This is a genomic window from Cytobacillus oceanisediminis, assembly GCF_003182355.1.
Classification (GTDB): domain Bacteria; phylum Bacillota; class Bacilli; order Bacillales; family Cytobacillaceae; genus Cytobacillus; species Cytobacillus oceanisediminis_A.
The window spans coordinates 113,303-132,828 of the sequence record NZ_QGTW01000014.1 but is presented as its reverse complement, the minus strand read 5'-3'; the positions used below and the strand labels follow the sequence as shown (position 1 = coordinate 132,828).

The 19,526-nt window shown below is 40.8% G+C and carries 21 protein-coding genes; 17 read left to right on the top strand and 4 right to left on the bottom strand.

The window, feature by feature from the left end; translation table 11 throughout:
* Window positions 1–60 precede the first annotated feature (60 nt).
* Window positions 61–981, bottom strand: coding sequence for a LysR family transcriptional regulator (locus DFO73_RS22285; protein WP_110066895.1), 921 nt, complete (start codon window positions 979–981; stop codon window positions 61–63).
* 200 nt (window positions 982–1,181) lie between these two features.
* Here DFO73_RS22285 and DFO73_RS22280 point away from each other — a divergent pair, with 200 nt between their 5' ends.
* The 6 genes from DFO73_RS22280 (at window position 1,182) to DFO73_RS22255 (ending at window position 5,675) form a co-directional block, all read left to right on the top strand.
* Window positions 1,182–1,682: a PaaI family thioesterase gene (locus tag DFO73_RS22280; protein ID WP_110066894.1), complete on the top strand. Its 501-nt coding sequence runs from the start codon at window positions 1,182–1,184 to the stop codon at window positions 1,680–1,682.
* 258 nt (window positions 1,683–1,940) lie between these two features.
* Window positions 1,941–2,321 (top strand): 4-carboxymuconolactone decarboxylase, encoded by a 381-nt coding sequence (gene pcaC, locus DFO73_RS22275; RefSeq protein ID WP_110066893.1) that lies wholly within the window; start codon window positions 1,941–1,943, stop codon window positions 2,319–2,321.
* A gap of 164 nt (window positions 2,322–2,485) precedes the next feature.
* Window positions 2,486–3,157 carry a GntR family transcriptional regulator gene (locus tag DFO73_RS22270; protein ID WP_181396097.1) on the top strand — a complete coding sequence of 224 codons (672 nt, stop codon included), beginning with the start codon at window positions 2,486–2,488 and terminating at the stop codon, window positions 3,155–3,157.
* The gene (locus tag DFO73_RS22265; protein ID WP_110066891.1) at window positions 3,158–4,000 is read left to right on the top strand and encodes a fumarate hydratase; all 843 of its coding nucleotides are present in this window, start codon (window positions 3,158–3,160) and stop codon (window positions 3,998–4,000) included.
* Between the two features lie 23 nt (window positions 4,001–4,023).
* The gene (locus DFO73_RS22260) at window positions 4,024–4,605 is read left to right on the top strand and encodes a FumA C-terminus/TtdB family hydratase beta subunit (RefSeq protein WP_110066890.1); all 582 of its coding nucleotides are present in this window, start codon (window positions 4,024–4,026) and stop codon (window positions 4,603–4,605) included.
* Window positions 4,602–5,675, top strand: coding sequence for a tartrate dehydrogenase (locus DFO73_RS22255; protein WP_110066889.1), 1,074 nt, complete (start codon window positions 4,602–4,604; stop codon window positions 5,673–5,675). Before DFO73_RS22260 ends, DFO73_RS22255 begins: the two co-directional genes overlap by 4 nt.
* A gap of 232 nt (window positions 5,676–5,907) precedes the next feature.
* Here the strand turns inward: DFO73_RS22255 and DFO73_RS22245 are convergent, their stop codons facing one another.
* Genes DFO73_RS22245 through DFO73_RS28865 form a run of 3 tightly spaced genes read right to left on the bottom strand, consistent with a single transcriptional unit; the run spans window position 5,908 to window position 7,998 of the window.
* Complete coding sequence (locus DFO73_RS22245) at window positions 5,908–6,945, bottom strand: DctP family TRAP transporter solute-binding subunit (protein WP_110066887.1); 1,038 nt, start codon at window positions 6,943–6,945, stop codon at window positions 5,908–5,910.
* Window positions 6,866–7,846, bottom strand: a complete 981-nt coding sequence (locus DFO73_RS22240) for an NAD(P)-dependent oxidoreductase (protein ID WP_110066886.1) — start codon at window positions 7,844–7,846, stop codon at window positions 6,866–6,868. Before DFO73_RS22240 ends, DFO73_RS22245 begins: the two co-directional genes overlap by 80 nt.
* Window positions 7,843–7,998, bottom strand: coding sequence for a hypothetical protein (locus tag DFO73_RS28865; RefSeq protein WP_181396096.1), 156 nt, complete (start codon window positions 7,996–7,998; stop codon window positions 7,843–7,845). The genes DFO73_RS22240 and DFO73_RS28865 overlap by 4 nt, the downstream gene beginning before the upstream one ends.
* A gap of 217 nt (window positions 7,999–8,215) precedes the next feature.
* On the opposite strand from DFO73_RS28865, the gene DFO73_RS22235 reads away from it, so the two are divergent.
* The 11 genes from DFO73_RS22235 (at window position 8,216) to DFO73_RS22185 (ending at window position 19,490) form a co-directional block, all read left to right on the top strand.
* Entirely contained in the window at window positions 8,216–8,770 is a 555-nt protein-coding gene (locus DFO73_RS22235; RefSeq protein ID WP_110066885.1) for a TRAP transporter small permease, read from the top strand.
* Window positions 8,767–10,035, top strand: coding sequence for a TRAP transporter large permease (locus tag DFO73_RS22230; RefSeq protein WP_110066884.1), 1,269 nt, complete (start codon window positions 8,767–8,769; stop codon window positions 10,033–10,035). The genes DFO73_RS22235 and DFO73_RS22230 overlap by 4 nt, the downstream gene beginning before the upstream one ends.
* A 34-nt stretch (window positions 10,036–10,069) precedes the next feature.
* Window positions 10,070–10,714 (top strand): GntR family transcriptional regulator, encoded by a 645-nt coding sequence (locus DFO73_RS22225; protein WP_110066883.1) that lies wholly within the window; start codon window positions 10,070–10,072, stop codon window positions 10,712–10,714.
* A 50-nt stretch (window positions 10,715–10,764) separates the two neighbouring features.
* Window positions 10,765–11,625, top strand: coding sequence for an HpcH/HpaI aldolase/citrate lyase family protein (locus DFO73_RS22220; RefSeq protein ID WP_110066882.1), 861 nt, complete (start codon window positions 10,765–10,767; stop codon window positions 11,623–11,625).
* Window positions 11,626–11,639: 14 nt separating this feature from the next.
* Window positions 11,640–12,992, top strand: coding sequence for an MmgE/PrpD family protein (locus DFO73_RS22215; RefSeq protein ID WP_110066881.1), 1,353 nt, complete (start codon window positions 11,640–11,642; stop codon window positions 12,990–12,992).
* Window positions 12,993–13,124: 132 nt separating this feature from the next.
* Complete coding sequence (locus DFO73_RS22210) at window positions 13,125–14,588, top strand: SLC13 family permease (RefSeq protein WP_110066880.1); 1,464 nt, start codon at window positions 13,125–13,127, stop codon at window positions 14,586–14,588.
* An 89-nt stretch (window positions 14,589–14,677) separates the two neighbouring features.
* Window positions 14,678–15,340 carry a GntR family transcriptional regulator gene (locus DFO73_RS22205; RefSeq protein WP_110066879.1) on the top strand — a complete coding sequence of 221 codons (663 nt, stop codon included), beginning with the start codon at window positions 14,678–14,680 and terminating at the stop codon, window positions 15,338–15,340.
* Between the two features lie 51 nt (window positions 15,341–15,391).
* Window positions 15,392–16,591 carry an ATP-grasp domain-containing protein gene (locus DFO73_RS22200; protein ID WP_110066878.1) on the top strand — a complete coding sequence of 400 codons (1,200 nt, stop codon included), beginning with the start codon at window positions 15,392–15,394 and terminating at the stop codon, window positions 16,589–16,591.
* Window positions 16,592–17,509, top strand: a complete 918-nt coding sequence (locus tag DFO73_RS22195; protein WP_110066877.1) for a succinate--CoA ligase subunit alpha — start codon at window positions 16,592–16,594, stop codon at window positions 17,507–17,509.
* Window positions 17,506–18,870, top strand: coding sequence for an MmgE/PrpD family protein (locus DFO73_RS22190; protein ID WP_110066876.1), 1,365 nt, complete (start codon window positions 17,506–17,508; stop codon window positions 18,868–18,870). The genes DFO73_RS22195 and DFO73_RS22190 overlap by 4 nt, the downstream gene beginning before the upstream one ends.
* Complete coding sequence (locus tag DFO73_RS22185) at window positions 18,852–19,490, top strand: succinate dehydrogenase cytochrome b558 subunit (RefSeq protein WP_110066875.1); 639 nt, start codon at window positions 18,852–18,854, stop codon at window positions 19,488–19,490. Before DFO73_RS22190 ends, DFO73_RS22185 begins: the two co-directional genes overlap by 19 nt.
* Window positions 19,491–19,526 lie beyond the last annotated feature (36 nt).

The window sequence follows — 19,526 nt, the reverse complement described above, 5'->3', positions numbered from 1 at the left end:
TGGCCTGTTGATTTCCGCTTCAATCAACAGGGTGCAAAAAACTTTTGAGATAGCCTGTTTTTAAATGGGTCCTTCCAAGGAATAAGGCTTGGTATCATGAATGAATTTAACGAAATTTTCAATAGCTCCTGTCATGATTAAATCTTTTTGGTATATTAAATTTGAATATCGCATGATTTGGGGAAAGCCTTCAACTTTAACCATTTTAATCGTTCCGTTCTCAAGCTCATTTTGAACCGAAATTTGCGGTAAAATGGAAATCCCCATGTTGATTTCAATCATTTTCTTAACTGCATTAATATCATTGAGTTCCATTCCTGTTTTAAGAGTATAGCCCATATTGGTAAAAATACTTTCAATTTGCGGCCAGAAGCTTGACTTTTTCCCGTAAACAATAAATAGTTCCTGCAGAATGTCTTCAATTGATACATCTGTTGCATCGGCGAGTCGATGATGTGGTGAAACAACAAAAACAGAAGGATCCTGTCCAATCAGTTCACTATGAAGAAGGTCGTCGCTGAAGTCAGGTGTACTCGTTCTTGCGATGGCAAAGTGTACCTCACGGTTATAAACCATTTCAATCATTTTGGGTGTAAATTCTGTATGCAGGATAATGTCAACGGACGGATATAGGTGACTAAAATTCTCTAATATTTTTGGCAAAACCCAATAACAAAACGAATGCGAAGTAACCAAAGACAAGGAACCGGAATGGCCTTGTTTATAATTGGCCAATGAAGCTTCAGCTTCCTTAACAAGCGAAAGGATTTGGGTGGAATACTGATAAAGAATTTTTCCGGCATCCGTTAAATTGCCCATCGCTTTATTTTTTCTGTTAAACAGCTGCAGCCCTAGATCTTCCTCTAAGCTTTTAATGTGAGCGCTTACAGTAGGCTGCGAAATAAAAAGCTCTTTCGCTGCATTTGAAAAGTTTTTATGTTTATAGATCGTATTAAAAACCTCTAATTGTTTTATATCCATCTAAATGTCACCCTTATATAAAATTTATAGTTTATACCTATAATTATTTTTATTGTATCATAAATATTAATAATTTAATAGTGCAGAATCTTATTTTGTTTTATTATATAAAACTTTTTATGAATTATTAAAAAGATTCAGAAAAGTGTAGATATTTTCGATTGGATCCAGTATCCTAATATTAGGTGGTTAAATATTCAATGAATAAGAGAGGAGGACTGCGAATTAACACTATGACAGCTGCCAGTGATATTTTAAAAGAAATGGAGGATCTTTCAAGCGAGGAATTAGATCAAGTTTCCCATGTGATCAAGGCGCTTAAAGGATCAAAAAAGGAGCTTCATTACACAGGCAGGCTCTTAGGCATCGGCTTTGAAGAAAATGGAGAAATGAGCATGAAATTGGGAATGCAGAACGCTAATACATATGATGTTGCCCAAGGAGGGGCTCTCTACACATTGGCAGACGTAGCCATAGGTTTCCACATAATGACCAAGATACCAAAAGATTCTCAAGTCTACACCTTGGAATTGAAAATGAATTATATCAAACCTGGCAAAGGGGAAAAGTTGTATGCAAAACCTGCAATCGTTCATTTAGGAAAAAGCACAGTTGTTTCCGAGTGCAGAATCATAGATGAAAAAGGGCAGGCAGTTGCAATCGCGTTAGGTACATTTTTTTTAAAACATAAGGTGTGTTAACGTTCAATGTCGATTTTAGCACCCTGCTGATTGGAGCGGAGGGCACGAGCTCCTCGAAAATGCTATCGCATTTTCTTCGTGCGGTGTTTATTCAAGGAAGCTTATTCAAAGTCCTGCGGGAGGAGCGTGTCGTCGGGAGACCCCGCAGGCGTGAATGCGTCGAGGAGCGTCGGACCGCCCGCGTTCGCTGAGTGCCTGGAGCGGAAATCAACAGGCAAATTTAGCAGAGCTAAAACTTAAAACAAAGGAGGATATAAAATGAGTGTAAAATTTGATGAAGGATTGCAAGTGAGGCGTGAAGTTTTAGGGGCTGAGTATGTTGATAATTCAATTAAAAATGCTACTAGTTTTACAAAGCCTCTTCAGGAGTTAGTGACGGAATATTGCTGGGGAGAAATATGGACTAGAGATGGGTTGCCTAAAAAGACGAGAAGCATGATCAATTTAGCTATGCTGACTGCGTTGAATCGCCCGCATGAATTAAAGCTTCACTTACGCGGTGCAATTAATAATGGAGTAACAAAAGAAGAAATTCAGGAGATATTTTTACAGGCTGCAATATACTGCGGAGTGCCGGCTTCATTGGATAGCTTTAAGACTGCCCAGGAAATTTTCAAGGAAATGGGAATAGAAGAATAATAGTTTGCCTTCGCCCTACTTCTAGTTATAAAACACCATTCTGAAAGGTTAAAAAGAATGGTGTTTCCTTATTTATTAAATGGTTTGATAATTGATACTATTATAAAATTAAAGCTGTCGACAGACGACAGATTACCACATAAGGAATGAAAGGGGGGGGGAATGTGAGCCAGAAACCTCTTGAGAAAGCACTTCCATTTTACCTTCAAATTCAGCAAACCATTAAAGAGCGAATTTGGCACGGAGAATATAAACCAGGAGACCGGTTATACGAAGCCCAGCTTGCCAAGCAATTCTTCATCAGCCGCAGCCCTGTGCGGGAAGCGATCCGGACTTTAATTAATGAGGGCCTTTTGATCATGGATGAAAAATCGCAGATAACTGTATATAAGCCTACGCTGAAAGATGTAAAAGATATATATGGCTGCAGGATTGCGCTTGAATCCGCTGCTGTGGCTTTGGCAGCAGAGCGGGCAACCGGGTCGCAAATAGCAGAACTGGAAAGAATTTTAGCTGGAACAGAAACTGCTATCAAACAAAATGATAAAGAAGAAATCGTAAAGTGGAACACAAAGTTTCATGAGCAAATCATTTTAATAAGCGAAAATGTAAGGTTAAAAAAACTGGTGGATGAACTTCATTCCTTAACTTATTATTATCGGCTTTTGAATATAGAGGGCAACGAACGCGGACAAACCATTTTAAAAGGACACAAAGAAATTTTTAATGCTATTAGAGAAAGAGATCCTGAAAAAGCTGCACAAAGCTTAATGCAACATACGCAAGAGGATTTAAAAAACCTGATTAAGCTTATTGAGGGAAAAGGGGAGAATTAAATGAGGATTGTAGATGCTGAGGTTTTAACTGAAAGCGTTGCCAAGCTTTGCTGGGAGGCCTGCTACTATTTGCCGGAGGATGTTTTGGCAGGATTTAGGCGTGCCGAAAAAACAGAAGCTTCTCCGATCGGCAAATCTATTCTTCAGCAGCTCCTGGAAAATGCTGATGAAGCCAAAACCAATCACATGCCTTATTGCCATGATACGGGGATGGCAGTTGTTTTTGTAGAAATTGGACAGGATGTGCATATTACAGGAGGCAGTTACCTGGACAGCATACAAGAAGGAGTACGGACTGGCTACAGAGAGGGCTATTTGCGAAAATCTGTTGTAGGAGATCCTTTGCTGCGCGTAAACACAGGCGATAATACACCAGCTGTCGTACATACGGAAATTGTGCCTGGTGATCAAATTAAAATTACTGTCCTGCCAAAAGGCGGCGGCAGTGAGAATATGAGTGCCATGAAATTTCTGCTCCCTGGAGAAGGTGCTGAAGGTGTGAAGAAATTTGTCCTTCAGACGATCAAAGAGGCTGGAGGAAAGGCATGCCCGCCTGTTGTGGTAGGAGTAGGGATTGGCGGCAGTTTTGATAAGGTAACTTCTCTTGCGAAACATGCTGTATTAAGAGAAATCGGTGTTCATCATCCTGATCCTCACATTGCAGAGCTGGAACAGGAACTGCTTGAAGCCATTAATGATACAGGGATTGGACCGCAGGGACTTGGCGGAACGAGTACAGCCCTTTGGGTACCTATTGAAACCTACGCATGTCATATTACGGCTTTGCCTGTTGCAGTCAATATTCAGTGTCATGCTGCAAGAAAGAAAACAATTGTTATATAAACGAAGAGTTAGGAGGGATCAGTTTGCCGGAATACAGGCTGCAAACACCTATTACCAAGGAAGACATTAAAAAATTGAAAATCGGCGATACGGTTCTGCTCTCAGGAACCATTTACATGGCTAGAGATGCTGCACATAAAAGAATGGTAGAGCTGCTTGAAAATAATCAGTCTTTGCCAGTGGATCTAAAAGGAGAAGTCATCTTTTATGCAGGTCCATGTCCTCCAAAACCTGGTCAGGTAATAGGGCCGGTGGCACCGACTACTGCATTTAGAATGGACCCCTATGCACCTGCAATGTACGAATATGGTGTTGTCGGAACGATTGGCAAAGGGCCAAGAAGGGATTTGGTCAAGGATGCCTGCAAGAAATATGGAGCTGTTTCTTTTGCTGCTATTGGAGGGTTGTCAACCATTTTAAGCAGGAGAGTGAAAGCTGTCCAGGTGGTTGCATATGAAGACTTAGGGCCGGAAGCGATAAGAAGATTAGAAGTTCAGGATTTTCCTTTGCTTGTCGCTTATGATTCAAACGGGGACGATTTATACCAGCAGGAGATTGCAAAATATGAAAATTATAACCAAAAAACAAATAAGGGAGCTGTATGATCATGAAAAAATATGAAATTGCCGTAATACCGGGAGACGGAATCGGAAAAGAGGTAGTACCAGTTTCATTAAAGGTATTAGAAACGGTTGCAGAAGTACATGGCGGATTAAAATTCGAATTTCAATCCTTTCCATGGAGCAGCGAATATTATATTGAACATGGGAAGATGATGCCAGAAGATGGCTTAAAAACATTAAAAAACTTTGAATCTATTTTTCTTGGTGCCATCGGTAACCCAGCATTAGTGCCGGACCACATTTCCTTATGGGGCCTGTTAATTAAAATCAGAAGGGAATTTGAACAATCTATTAATATTCGTCCGGCAAAATATTTTAAAGGGTTAAAGTCGCCTCTGGTCAACCCTAATGATTTTGATTTAATCGTAGTCAGGGAAAACAGTGAAGGAGAGTATAGCGAAGTAGGAGGGAGAATTCACAAAGGTGAGGATGAACTGGCCATCCAGAATGCTGTTTTTACAAAAAAAGGAACAGAAAGAGCCATGCGCTATGCCTTCGAACTTGCAAAGAAAAGAAGGGGCCATGTGACCTCAGCTACCAAGTCTAATGGCATTTTCCATTCCATGCCTTTCTGGGATGAAGTATTCAACGAAGTCAAGAAAGAGTATCAGGATGTGCAGACAGCTTCCTACCATATTGATGCACTAGCTGCATTTTTTGTAACTCGTCCTCAAATATTTGATGTCATCGTAGCAAGCAATCTATTTGGCGACATATTAACCGATATTGGAGGCGCAATTATGGGAAGCATTGGAATTGCACCTGCAGCTAATATCAATCTTAACGGAAAGTATCCATCCATGTTTGAGCCGGTTCATGGCTCTGCTCCTGATATCGTAGGCAAGGGAATTGCTAATCCAATCGGACAAATCTGGACTGCCAAAATGATGCTGGACCACTTCGGTGAAGAGGAACTGGGCAAAAAGCTACTGGATGTAATCGAGGATGTTACAAATGATGGTATAAAGACTCCAGATATTGGCGGAACATCGTCAACAGAAGAGGTTGGGGATGAAATTTGCAGAAGGCTTAAAAAGGCGGTTTCTGTTTAACTCTTACTTTAATAAGAAAAGAATCCCAGGCTCCTGGGATTCTTTTTATTTTAAGCTGTCTGATATTTCTGCTCCATGCTCTATATTCCGCGGGCGGCAGGAAAATTCCTCTGAGACGGCGGCTTATCACAACGGCTGATGACAAAGTTGAAAAATTGTCTTAGGATACGTAAAAAACAACCGCGCCTTAATGGCTGCGGTTGTTCTTTAGATTTCACTTGAAATAAAAGAATTATTTGCTTTCTGCGTCCTCAATGATATCCTTGCCGATTTTTTCAGCCCATTCATTGTAAACTGGTTCAAGAGCTTTCTTGAATTCTTCAATTTCAGCATCTGAAAGCTCATTGATTTCAACTTGCCCATTTTCTTTTAATTTTGCCAAAGCATCGTCGTTAAGCTGTTTAGCAGATTCTCTTGCAAGCTTGGTTCCTTCGTCAACACCTTTTTGTACAACCGCCTTTGTTTCTTCGTTTAAACTATCCCAGAACTTAGTGTTAGTAAGCAATGCATAGTCAACACGTGTATGGCCCATAATTGTCATATACTTTTGAACTTCGTCAAACTTCTTGGACTCTATGTTGCTGAATGTGTTTTCCTGTCCATCAACAGTTCCCTGCTGAAGGGCAGTATATAATTCACCGAAAGGAATGGAAGCAGAACCAGCTCCTAGCTTAGCATAGATTGCTTCAAGCAATTGTCCGCCTTGTGTACGGATTTTCATTCCATCTAAATCTTCTGGCTTCTTTATCGCTTTTTTATCATTAGTCATGTGCTTTGCACCATTTGGCCACATTGCCTGGCCTAAAACACCATCTTTTTCTAAACGCTTAAAGATTTCTTGTCCTTTTTCTCCATCCCAGAATGCATTTGCTGCCTCATCACTTTCAAATAGGAAAGGCATGGCAGGGATATTAAATCCAGGGTCGTTACCAACCAGCTTTGACATGTCCGGTAAAATGAATTGGACATTGTTTGCTACAAGGTTCTGGTATTCATCTTTATCGCCAAATAAGGAGCTATTTGGATAAACCTGAACTTTTATTTTGCCGTCTGACTCTTTCTCAATGACTTCTTTCATTTTAAGAGCACCTTGATGTTTAGGAGTATTTTCAGCTACAACGTGAGAAATTTTAATGGTTATCTCCTGTATTCCATCACTTTCTGCTCCGCCTCCTGAGCCCTCTGTTTTCTCAGAATTGCCGCACGCCGCCAGGGCGAACATCATTACCAGAGCAAGAGCCGCCAGAAACAATTTTTTCATTTTCTTCATTTAAAATCCCCCTTTTTAATAAATAGGCAGAGACAAATTTATTTATCTCTGTATGGTCAGCTTCTTTGTCCAGTACATTGCTTGCTTCACTGAATTTTTGATAGATCATTTGAGGCAATGAAGTAGCGGCACCTGCATCCTTAAAAAGCTGATTTGCCATACCTATATCTTTTTTGATCAGTTCAAGAGAAAATCCCGAATTATAAGCTTCTGTCAAAATGAAATTCGGGAACTTGTATTCTGTAGAGCCGCTCCTGCCGGTACTTTGATTAATGACATTGATTGCCTTTTCAGGTTCCACGCCAAAGTTCTCCAACAGTTGTACAGCCTCACAAGATGCTAAAAGATGGGTAGCTGATAAGTAATTATTGATTGCTTTTATTAAGTGGCCGCTTCCGGATGGCCCGACTAAAGAAATACTGCTGCCCATGGCGCCTAGCAAACGCTTACATTTCTCGAAATGTTCCGCTGATCCTCCAGCCATAATCGTCAATGTCCCATCAACTGCTTTTTTGACTCCCCCGCTTACAGGAGCATCGACAAAACCAATATTATAGGGCTCCAGCTTATTGCTGTTCTCTTTTGTATCAGTCGGATAAGAACTGCTCATATCAATAATCATGAGCGAATTCTGATGTTTCTGAGTGCTGGAAGATATTTCGTCAATAATATCTTCTAATACTTTGTTAACGATGGCAGAGGAAGGGAGCATCAACACAATATACTCCACTTTACGAATCCAATCTTCCATGCTGCCGGTATTTCCGCCCAATGCCTGGAGTTCTTCTAATGCATTTTCACTTACATCTGCTCCAAAAACATTGTATCCGTTCTTTAGGAGATTCTTTGCCATTGGCAGACCCATTTTTCCTAGTCCGATAAAGCCAATATTTTCATTCATAAAGAAGCATCTCCCCTAAGCCCCTTATGTAAAGAGCCAACCCTATTTCTTCTTTGGACAAAAGCAATATTTTCGAGATTCTCTTCAGCTACCTTGAAACATTCTATGAAGGATTTCTTGATTAATGCTAAAGTCCTGTCTTTTAATACCACCTTTCGACCTCCTTTTTGGATTTTGGATACAAAACAAGTTTTGACCAGGTGCTAATACAGGCTGATGAAAATAGTATAACAAAACAGCGGAATATTGTGAATACACAAAAAATAATAAAAAAATAAAATTTTCTGTTTATTTTTATTTTCATTTCTTGTATATTGAAAAAGAAACCAAGCGCGGATTGGATACAATCCAAAAAAGGAGTTGAGTTGTATGAAGCTCTTTAAATGGCTCGATCGCATCGAAGAAGGAGCAGCTGGATTGCTATTTATTGGAGGAGTAGTGGTAAGTTTATACGGTGTATTTACAAGATATGTTCTTAATGCACCACAGGCATGGGTAACAGAGATTTTCGAATTTCTGCTCGTTTGGGCCATATTTATCGGCTTTGGAATGGCCTTAAAAGACAATCGCCATATTCAAGTAGAGTTATTGTTTGATTTGCTGCCAAAAGCAGTAAAAAAGATCGTTGCCGGTATTAGTAATATAATAGGAGCGGGCTTCTCCTTTTATCTCGCTTTTTCATCCCTGGAATTGATAACGCTTTCAAAGGAGCAGGGGATTACTACCATCGATGTTGGTATTCCAATCTGGATCACCTATCTGGTTCTGCCAGTGGGAATGGGTTTACTGGGGCTGTACTTTATTGTGAAGGCTTATCGGGCATTTACAGGAGATAAACGTGAAATCACAGGAGAGCTTGAACATCTCTATGAAGAAATGCAGGAATTAAACAAAGAAGCTGAGCAGAAGGGAGTAGGAGCATGAGTCCGGTTTTAGTGTTATTTTTGGTGTTTGCCATTTTATGTCTTATTAGAGTCCCGATTGCAGTCAGTTTGGGGTTATCCAGTATCGTGGCTCTTTCAATGATCGATTTTACACTCTATACTGTCATCCAAAAAATGTTTAACTCTTTAAACTCCGCAACACTAATGGCTATTCCAGGATTCGTATTTGCCGGAATCATCATGTCAAAAGGCGGTATATCATATCATTTGATTGAAGCTCTAAAATCGTGGGTAGGTCATATTCGCGGAGGACTTGCGGTTGTAACCATCCTTGCATGCATGATTTTTGCAGCAATCTCAGGGTCAAGCCCTGCCACAGCAGCAGCTATTGGAAGCATTATGATTCCTGGAATGGTTAAAGCAGGCTATAGCAAGCGATATGCGATGGGATTAGTTGCAGCATCCGGAACGCTTGGAATCCTGATTCCGCCGTCCATCCCATTAATTATCTACGCATCAGTTGCAGAAGAGTCTGTTGGTAAGTTATTTGCTGCAGGTATTATCCCTGGATTAATGCTTGGCGGTATTTTACTTGTTTCTGCAATTGTTAATGCACGAATTAATAACTATGGGAAATTACCGAAGGAGCCAATGAATGTCCGCTGGAAAAAAACCTATAAAGCCATTTGGGGATTCCTTCTCCCGGTAATTATACTCGGCGGTATTTACTCAGGAATTGTAACCCCAACTGAAGCAGCATTTGTTTCTTGCTTCTACGGAATCATTGTTTCGGTTTTTATTTATAAAGAAATGTCATTTCCTAAGTTCAGGGAAGTACTTAAAGAATCCATCAATATTACTTCGATGATTTTCCTGGTTATTGCTTCTGCTATGATCTTTGGAATGTTCTTGACGACAGAGCAGGTTCCGCAAAACTTTGCAGCCTGGATTGAAGAAAGCACAACTAATAAGTGGATATTTATGATTGGTGTTAATCTGATGTTCTTCGTACTGGGAATGTTCCTGGAAGCTGTAGCGATCATTTTAATTACACTGCCAATCCTGCTACCGGTTTTAGTGATGTTTGATATCAATATTATTCATTTTGCGATCATCATGACAATTAATATGGAATTGGCAATGATCACACCTCCAGTTGGATTAAATCTCTTCGTTGTGAGCGGCATAACAAGAGAGAAGGTAGGGGAAGTCGTAAGAGGGGTTCTTCCATTCTTTGGATTGATGTTCGTTGCGCTTGTTTTGATTGTCATCTTCCCGCAAATTTCTTTGCTTTTAGCAAAATAATCTTTAAAGCTGTTAATGTCTAAGGAGTTTTTAAATGAACCAAGTCAAAGAGTTTCATACATTACAAGAAAAAGTGACAGATATGATCAGGGAGTCTATTTTTACCCAGGTTTATAAACCAGGGGAAAGATTGATTCAAGATGAATTAGCTGCAAGATTTGGCGTGAGCAGGATGCCTGTAAGGGAGGCGCTTCGCTGTCTGGAGAGAGAAGGACTAGTGGCATTTCTTCCCCATAAAGGAGCCCAGGTAATTGGCTTTAAAAGGGAAGATATAGAAGAGTTATATTATCTGAGGGCACTCCTGGAAGGCATCACAGTCCAAAAATCAATGAATTTTCTTACTAAAAAGGATAGGACTGAACTAAACACATTGGTTGAAAAAATGGATCAGGATATTGATAACAATGATATGGATTCCTTTATCACCCATAATCATCAGTTTCACATGCTGCTGCAAAAGGGATGCGATTGGAAAAAAATTAAATTGCTGACGAAGGAATTTATTGAGGGTTATCCAGCACATGTTCCAAGCCTCATTCCAAAAACAATGTTTGTTTCGAATGAAGAGCATAAACAAATGTTAAGAGCACTTGAATTGAAGGATCCTATTATGCTAAGGCAGCTGGTTGAAAATCACATCATGAGGGCAGGGAATGCGCTTACTCAAGTAATTGAGTAAGTTATTTCTTCATTAGAATCGGATCCAATATCCATTAAGGAGGAGTTACGATGGCACCCAAGCGGTCCTACTTATTTGTTCCAGCCATTTCTGAAAAAATGATGGGAAAAGCAATATCCAGTGAAGCAGACAGCGTTATTTTCGATTTGGAAGATGCTGTAGCCATTAATGAAAAAGAGATTGCAAGAGAAAGAGCAAAAAACTACTTACTAAATTATCCGGCTGAAAAAGATGTATATATTAGAATCAACGATTTTACTACAGTGTATTGGAGAAAGGACATCGAGTGTGCCGTGGAATCAGGTGCGAAGGGGATCGTTGTTCCAAAAGCGGAAAGCGGCAGCAATATGAAAGTTATTTGCCAAACAGTACTTGAGCTGCTTGAAAGAGCGGGCAGAAAAGGGAATACTTTTGAAGTGCTGCCCCTTATCGAAACAGCGTCTGGCGTTCACTTTGCCTTTGAAATTGCAAATTCTCATTACTTAGTTTCGAGGCTTGTGTTTGGCTCTATTGACTATTCACTAGATATAGATTGCGAGCTGACGGATGGCGGAGAAGAACTTTATTATGCGAGATCCCAAATTGTTAATGCATCGCGAGCAGCCGGAATCGGCAGCCCAGTGGATGCAGTATACCCTGATCTATCCAATGAAGAAGGGTTAAACAGAGAGGCAGACCGGGCGAGAATTTCAGGATTTAAATCCAAGCTGGCCATCCATCCAAAACAGCTAAATGTTATTCATCAGGTTTTTACTCCGGATGAAAAAATTCTGGAGGAAGCCAGAGAAATTGTAGAAGCATTTGAGGAGGCTGAACAAAAGGGCAGTGCATCTATTTCGGTAAGGAATAAATTAGTGGATTATCCTGTATATAAAAAAGCAAAAGGGCTTTTACAGTATTCAGGTTTATAAAAGGAGAGACGAATATGGTAACCGATCAACTTGCCAGAAATATCAACCGTACAAATCTAGGCCAAATCAGTGAAAATGCTGTATATGAAGCAAAAAGAAGTCTATTAAACTGGCTCGGTGTTGCTATTGGAGCAGCTCACCATGAATCAATGGACAAAGTTTTAAATGTTTCAAGATTGATGGAGAGCAGCCCGCAAGCAACTATTCTGGGAAGAAAAGAAAAGGCAGATATGTTATTCGCTGCTTTGCTAAACGGAATGTCCTCCCACATTTATGATTTTGATGATACATTGCTTGAAACGGTCCTTCACCCTTCTTCACCTGTTTTTCCTGCTGTATTAGCTTATAGCGAATATAAGAAAAAAACCGGGAAAGAGGTTTTAGAGGCTTTCATTATAGGATGTGAGGTTCAGGCGAGACTAGCCCTGGCTGTATATCCTTCCCACTATTGGCGAGGCTGGCATATAACAGGCAGTGTAGGAGGGATTGGAGCCGCTGCGGCAATGAGCAAGCTATTGGGGCTGGACGAGGAAAAAACCTCCTTTGCCATTGGAATAGCCGCCACAGATCCTACCGGGTTAAGGGAAATGTTTGGAACCATGACGAAGCCCTACCATCCGGGAAAAGCGGCAATGAATGGGATGCTGGCCGCATTCATTGCAGGCGAAGGATTTACAAGTTCTAAAAAAGCGTTGGAAGCAGAGCGCGGATTTATCAATGTTTTATCAGAAGAAACAAAATTGGAGCTTCTGACAGATAACTGGGGAGGTAATTGGGAAATTGAGAAGAACAGCTATAAACCATTTGCCAGCGGCATTGTTACCCATCCGGCCATTGATGGAATCATAGCCATTCAGAGAGCACATAACTTAAAACCTGAAGAAGTAGAAGAAATTCATATTACAGGCCATCCGCTTGTTAAAGAACTAACCGGCAAAACTGATTTTACGACAGGGCTTGAAGGGAAATTTAGTGTTTACCACTGTGCTGCTGCAGGGTTCCTCCATTTAAAAGCAGGCGTAAATGAGTTTACAGACGAATTTGTCAATAAGCCGGAGGTGAAGGCTTTAAGGTCAAAAGTTCACTTAACGATTGACGAGAATATTAAAGAAGACCAGGTGAAACTGGCAGTTAAATTAACAGATGGGAGGGAACTCGGCCATTTCGTTGAGCATGCTATAGGCAGCATGGATCTGCCGATGACTGACCAGCAATTAATTGAAAAATTTAAGGATGTAACTGGAAATATCATCAGCGAAGAATCCAAAGAATTACTTATAGATCTGGTGTACAGGCTTGAAGAATTAGAGGATTTGGAAGGATTTTTTCAGTTGTGTACACCGGTTGAGTCAGCCAGCCGTATTTAGGCCAAGGTTGTGGTTTTCGTAAAGTTTGTTGCTTTTTGATGGAAGACTTAGTGTAATCAACGGGTGTAATTCATAGGCAAAAACAAAAATCTATGAGAAAAGAGCCTAAGGCAAAGAAAGAAGGAGAGTATATTGGGTTCTCCGAACACGAAGGCAAAAGTTAATTTTATGCCAAAGCCCTCCGGTGCAATTGCAATTGATTCATCAAAAGTATTTACCCTGTTGCTGGGTGTTGTTCTATCTGCATCTGTTTATGCTGTTCTACCCGGCAACAGTGACACGGCCAAGATTATGCTTGCTCTTTTAGTCTTAAGTGTTTTTTACTGGACATTTGAGCCTTTGCCGCTGGGTGTTACTGCTGTGCTGCTGCTTGTGTTAATGCTGTTATTCAAAATTGTGACCATGGACATCATCTTCAGTGGTTTTTCCTCACCTGCCATTTTTTTGATAATAGGAGGAATGATGCTGGCAAGAGGAGTTAATGATACTCCTCTTGCGAAAAGGCTGGCGTATTTGATTTTGGCAAAGTGGGCCGGCACAGCTAAAGGTTTATTGGCGAGCATTTTGCTCATCCCTCAGTTGCAGGCTTTTTTTATCCCTGCAGTAGCTGTAAGAGCTACCCTGATATTGCCAGTTGCATTAATGGCGCTCGACCATATTGGGGTAAAGAAGGAAGGGAATCTGCGTAAAATGATTCTTCTTGGTGTAGCATTTGGCGGAACGATCAGCGGAACAGTTGTCATGACCGCAGCAATCGGGAATATTTTGACTGTGGAATTATTAAAGCAATTTTTGGGGATTCAGATATCTTATTTACAATGGTTTATGTATACGGTTCCAATATGGCTTTTTTTGATTCCGTTATCCTGGCTGATATTAATCAAGTCCTTTCCCTTACCAAAAGAAAATGAGGAATTCCATCATTTGAAAGAGGAAATGGACAAAAAGCTGAAAGAGTTAGGAAATATCAATACAGATGAGAAAAAATGCATCGGAATCTTAATTCTGATTGTAGGTTTATGGTTTACTGAACCGCTGCATGGACTCCATGCCAGCATCCCTACCCTGATAGGCGTTATTTTAATGGCATTTCCAGGTGTGGGCTGTTCAAAATGGGAGAACATGGTGAAGATCAATTTTGATACCATCCTTATAATGGGTGTGACATTATCGCTTGGTTATGCTTTTAATCATTCGGGTGCAGCTGAACTGGTTGGAGCCACTTTGAGTGCTGGGTGGCTCATCGATTTGCTTCGTTCGCCCATTATCGCTGTTGCTTCTATATTAATGATCACACAAATTCTGCATTTAGCTGTTGCCAATGTTTCAACCGCAGTAGTTACTCTTATTCCTATATTTATGGGCCTTTCAGCGAAGGCTGGTGCAGATCCGGTATTAATTTGTATAACTGCATCACTCGCATGCCTGCATGGATATATTCTTGTAGTTGAAGCAACTCCTAATATTATTGTCCATAGCACTGGCCAGATCCGGCAAAAAGAGTTTATTATTCCAGGAATCTATATGACCATTATTATGATGCTCGTTACAATATTAACGGCTGTAACGTGGTGGAACTGGATCGGTTTTTTGTAAAATCAATTTAAATGTCAGAAAAGTGTAGACAATAATATTTGGATCCTGTATCCTAAAGCTAAAATAGGATAAGGAAAGGTATTTGAAATATGTCTATGAATCAGGATTTGCGAATTGAGAATAGGGATACACTCCACTTAAAAGTATGCAATGTAATAAGAGAAGCGATTATCAGGGGGGATTTTAAGCCGGGCGAAAGGTTAAAGCAATCAGATCTGGCAGAAAAAATGGGCGTGAGCAGAATGCCTGTTAGAGAGGCATTTAGAAAGCTGGAATCAGAGGGCCTTATTAAGCTGGAGCCCCATAAAGGCGCTGTAGTAAAATCAATCAGCATCGAGGACATTGAAGAAATTTATGCCCTTAGGTCAGAGCTGGAGAAAATGGCTGTTTACCAAAGTGTCGATTTATTAACAGACCAAGATATCGAACAGCTCTCCTCCCTGGTTGCAGAAATGGAGAATGCCGATGATGCAGACGCTTTTGTACAGTATAACATTGATTTTCACCGTTTGCTTGTCAAAAGGTGTAATTGGGAACGTCTTAATTCATTTATTGGGACATTGTGGAATGGCCTTCCGCAGCAAACTCCACACCTTTTAACCGGACAAATTGAAACCTCAAATACAGAACATAGAAAAATCCTTGAAGCCGTTACCAAAAGAGATAAAGAAACAGCCGCTAATCTTGTATCTGAACACATATATCGAACTGGAGAATCGCTAATAGGGAGTATAAGAAAAGAAGGGAAGTAAGTTCCCTTTCTTTATAAATAGGATCCAATATCCAAAAGGAGGACTGTATAGATGGGCAGAATGTTGGAAGATGCGAGTAAAACAATTCTTAAAGAAAATGGAATCCCTGTACCGAGACATTCGGTTATTTCCAGCAGTGAAGAAATCAATGAACAGCATTTACGAAAGCCCTGTGTGTTAAAGGCACTTGTACCGGTAGGGAAAAGAGGGAAAGCCGGGGCTATCAAGTTTGCAGATACAGTAGAAGAGACAAAAACCAAAGCTGATGAGATTTTTCAAATGACTGTGAGAAATTTCCCGGTAGAAAAAATATTGATAGAAGAAAAGATTAATATAGATGAGGAATGGTATGTTTCTATAACCATTGATCCGCAAAAACAGATTCCGGTTATTATAGCGACAACAGAGGGCGGAGTAGAAGTAGAAGACCTGGTAAAAGATGCACCCGAAAAGGTAGTAATCTATCACGTAGAACCATTTACTGAGCTTCAGCCATATCAGGCGAAAGAAATCTGGGTCAAACTTGGGATAACTGGAAAGCCATTAGTAAAGGCTACAGGAATTCTCTGCAAATTATATCAGGTGTTTATGAAGTATGATTGCTATATTCTTGAAATTAATCCATTGGTCCTCACGAAGGATGAAAATGTTTTGGCAGCTGCTTCTGTTATGGGTGTAGATGATGCAGCCCTTTACCGCCAACCGGAACTTGAAGGCAAAGTTGAATCAGGAAGCGAACGTTCCTGGAGGCCTTTAACCCAGCTGGAGAAGGAAATGGTAAAAGTAAATGACGCTGATTACCGAGGGACAGCCCGTTATACCGAAATGGATGGCGGCGAGATCGGATTTATGTGCGGCGGTGGAGGCGGAAGTTTATTAAGCTTTGATGCCCTCACCAATTTAGGTGCTGCCCCTGCAAATTACACTGAAACGGGCGGCAATCCGCCTGAAGAGAAAGTAAAAGGGTTAACAAAAGGCATCCTCTCAAAACAAGGAGTTAAAGGCCTTTTTGTCGCTCATAACATCACCAATAATACACAGATAGACGTAATGGCTAGAGGGATTGTAAATGCCATTCAGGAATTAGGAATAGATCCTCAAGTCTTTCCAATTGTAGTGCGGGAAGCAGGAGTTAATGATGAGGAAGGGAAGAAAATTTTCCAGGATGCTGGGATTACTTATTTTGGTGAAGATTTGACCATAGAAGAAGCCGCAGCAGAAATGGTTAAAAAAATGAGAGGGGTGTCCTAAATGTCCATTTTAATCAATCAAAACACCAGATTGGCTGTACAGGGAATTACAGGCCGGGAAGCTTCCATGATTGTCAGCCATACACTTGCCTATGGTACTAAGATTTTTGCGGGCATTACTCCAGGAAAAGGCGGACAGTACGTACAAGGGGTTCCTGTTTATGATACGGTGGCCGAAGCTGTAAAACAGCATGACATTAATGCAACCCTCATTGTTGTGCCACCTGCGTTTGCTTTAGATGCCGTTCTCGAGGCTATTGCCAATGGAGTAAAGCTGATTGTGGTCACAACCGAAAATATCCCCCAGCATGATGCGGTAAAGCTACTGTATGCTGCACGGAAAGAAAATGTAACGATAATTGGGCCTAATACTGTCGGAATGATTAATCCAAAGGATCGGATTAAAATGGGATCCATCGGCGGTGACCGCCCTGAAAGGTGTTTCGTTCCCGGAAACGTCGGAGTGATATCAAGGAGCGGCGGAATGACTGCCGAAACATCCTGGATGGTAAAGAGGGCAGGCTTTGGTGTTACAACCTGCATAGGGATTGGCGGGGATAGCCTGATCGGTACAAACATTAAAGACCTTCTTGTTTTATTTGAAAAGGACGAAGAAACAGAAGCAGTTGTAACCTTTTCGGAACCTGGCACTTCCTTCGAGGAAGAAGCCGCTCAATTGCTAAAAGAGGGCGGTTTTACAAAGCCGCTAGTCTCGTTTGTTGCTGGAAAGTTTACAGAATCTATGCCGGAAGGAACTGTTTTTGGCCATGCGGGAGCAATGATTTCTGGCAATACGGGCCGTCCTTCCTTAAAGATGAAAGCGCTTAAAGAATCTGGAGCGCATGTCGTTGAAAAATACGACGACATAATCGGTGTATTACAAACTGTATTATCTTCAAAGGTAGGTGAGGCAAAATGACCTTATCAAGGAGAATGGCTGAATATGCAGTTAAAGTTAAATATGAGGACTTACCTGATGAAGTTGTGGAATATTCAAAACTTTGTATTTTAGATTGGTATGGATCCGCACTGGCAGGTAAAGATGAAAAACCGATTCAATCTATATTGGAGTTGGTTCAGGAGTGGGGAGGGAATGAACAAGCGACTTTAATTACCGGTGGGAAGTCGTCCATTGGCAATGCCTGCTTAGTCAACGGAGCATCCAGCCATATTGTAGAGCTGGATGATATTCATAAATCGTCGATTATCCATGCAGGTACCGTTGTTATTCCTGCAGCAGCTGCCGTGGCAGAAGCGTATAACTTAAACGGAAAAGACTTAATTACCGCCGTAGCTGTTGGATATGAAATTTGCTATAGAATCGGAGAGGCCGTCTCGCCTTCCCACTATTATTATTGGCATAACACAGCAACATGCGGGACTTTCGGTTCCGCTGCAGCAGTGGCAAAGCTTTTGAAGTTAAATGTAGAGCAAACGATGTATGCTCTTGGAAATGCTGGCACACAAGCAGCAGGTTTATGGGAATTTATTGAAGATGGGGCAAACACAAAACAGCTTCATACTGCTAAAGCTGCATACAACGGAGCTCTGGCTGCCTTGCTGGCGAAAAAAGATTTTACCTCTGCCTCCAGGATTCTTGAAGGCAGAAGGGGCTTTTTCAATGCGATGTCTGAAAAATATAATACAGATAAAATCACCAGAAATCTTGGCAAAGAATTTAAAATTCTTGAAAATAGCTTTAAAATCCATGCTTCCTGCCGTCACACACACCCGGCAATGGATTGTGTCCAAACCATCATGAAGGAAAACAGCCTCAGCCATGAACAAATACAAAACATTTCTATTCAAACCTACCAGACTGTCCTGAATATTACAGATAATCCGAACCCCGAGACAGTGTACGCCTCTAAGTTCAGCAGCCAATTTTGTGCAGCCTTGATTGCCATTAAAGGGTCTGCATCATTAATCGATTATAATGAGGAAATTTTACAATCTCCTGAGGTAAGGGAGCTTATGAAAAAAGTGACTGTAGTGGCCGATCCCTATTATGAAAATGCTTATCCTGAAAAATGGGGGGCAAAGGTTGTCATCACCCTGAATGATGGAAGAACCTTCAGTGAAGCAACTGATTATCCTAAAGGGGATCCTGAAAAGCCTGCCGATAGGGAAGAGCTGATTCAAAAATTTAAATCGATGACCTTGGGCAAGGTTTGGAACGCAGAAGAACATGTCCAGGCTGTTTTGCGATTAGAGAAAATTGACACAGCGGAATGGATGTCAATGGCATTGGGGGAAGAGCAATGCAAACAAACACAGTAGTGCCTCTTTCATCTTCAAGAAGATTCGTTTTTACCAGATTGCACTCACTAGCGGGGCTGATCCCGCTAGGCCTTTTTTTAGTTCAGCACTTAATGGGAAATGCCTTGGCTATTTTGGGCAGCGAGAAATATGATGAGCATGTCCAGTTTATGCTCAGTCTTCCATTTCTGCTTTTTCTTGAGATAGGATTTATAGCGCTTCCTCTCCTGTTCCATGCTATTTATGGAATCTATCTCTCTTTCATTTCCAAACCAAACGCTCATGTATACCAATATAAGCGAAACATTAGTTTTTTGCTCCAAAGAGTGACAGGAATTATTACCTTTATTTTTGTTATCTATCATGTATGGGCGTTAAGAATTAGTCCTGTAATTAGTGGAACGGAAGTGAACCACCAGCTGGTAGGCGAGCATTTGGCAAATCCTTTTATGATGGGTTTTTATATTGCCGGAGTATTGAGCACAACATATCATTTTGCCAATGGGGTATCTACTGCTCTTATAACATGGGGAATCACAGTCGGTCCAGCTTCCCAAAAAACCGTCCGAAATATATGCTTTGGAATATTTGTTGCACTTGCTGCTTTAGGAATCGGAAGCTTAATTTCATTTGTCAGTTAAGTTCGAACCTTATATTGAGATATTCGAACGGAGGAG

Coding starts and splice junctions, on each gene's coding strand:
- DFO73_RS22285 (WP_110066895.1), bottom strand. CDS start 981: ATGGATATAAAACAATTAGAGGTTTTTAATACGATCTATAAACATAAA.
- DFO73_RS22280 (WP_110066894.1), top strand. CDS start 1,182: ATGAATAAGAGAGGAGGACTGCGAATTAACACTATGACAGCTGCCAGT.
- pcaC (WP_110066893.1), top strand. CDS start 1,941: ATGAGTGTAAAATTTGATGAAGGATTGCAAGTGAGGCGTGAAGTTTTA.
- DFO73_RS22265 (WP_110066891.1), top strand. CDS start 3,158: ATGAGGATTGTAGATGCTGAGGTTTTAACTGAAAGCGTTGCCAAGCTT.
- DFO73_RS22255 (WP_110066889.1), top strand. CDS start 4,602: ATGATCATGAAAAAATATGAAATTGCCGTAATACCGGGAGACGGAATC.
- DFO73_RS22245 (WP_110066887.1), bottom strand. CDS start 6,945: ATGAAGAAAATGAAAAAATTGTTTCTGGCGGCTCTTGCTCTGGTAATG.
- DFO73_RS22240 (WP_110066886.1), bottom strand. CDS start 7,846: ATGAATGAAAATATTGGCTTTATCGGACTAGGAAAAATGGGTCTGCCA.
- DFO73_RS22235 (WP_110066885.1), top strand. CDS start 8,216: ATGAAGCTCTTTAAATGGCTCGATCGCATCGAAGAAGGAGCAGCTGGA.
- DFO73_RS22230 (WP_110066884.1), top strand. CDS start 8,767: ATGAGTCCGGTTTTAGTGTTATTTTTGGTGTTTGCCATTTTATGTCTT.
- DFO73_RS22225 (WP_110066883.1), top strand. CDS start 10,070: ATGAACCAAGTCAAAGAGTTTCATACATTACAAGAAAAAGTGACAGAT.
- DFO73_RS22220 (WP_110066882.1), top strand. CDS start 10,765: ATGGCACCCAAGCGGTCCTACTTATTTGTTCCAGCCATTTCTGAAAAA.
- DFO73_RS22215 (WP_110066881.1), top strand. CDS start 11,640: ATGGTAACCGATCAACTTGCCAGAAATATCAACCGTACAAATCTAGGC.
- DFO73_RS22205 (WP_110066879.1), top strand. CDS start 14,678: ATGTCTATGAATCAGGATTTGCGAATTGAGAATAGGGATACACTCCAC.
- DFO73_RS22200 (WP_110066878.1), top strand. CDS start 15,392: ATGGGCAGAATGTTGGAAGATGCGAGTAAAACAATTCTTAAAGAAAAT.
- DFO73_RS22195 (WP_110066877.1), top strand. CDS start 16,592: ATGTCCATTTTAATCAATCAAAACACCAGATTGGCTGTACAGGGAATT.
- DFO73_RS22190 (WP_110066876.1), top strand. CDS start 17,506: ATGACCTTATCAAGGAGAATGGCTGAATATGCAGTTAAAGTTAAATAT.
- DFO73_RS22185 (WP_110066875.1), top strand. CDS start 18,852: ATGCAAACAAACACAGTAGTGCCTCTTTCATCTTCAAGAAGATTCGTT.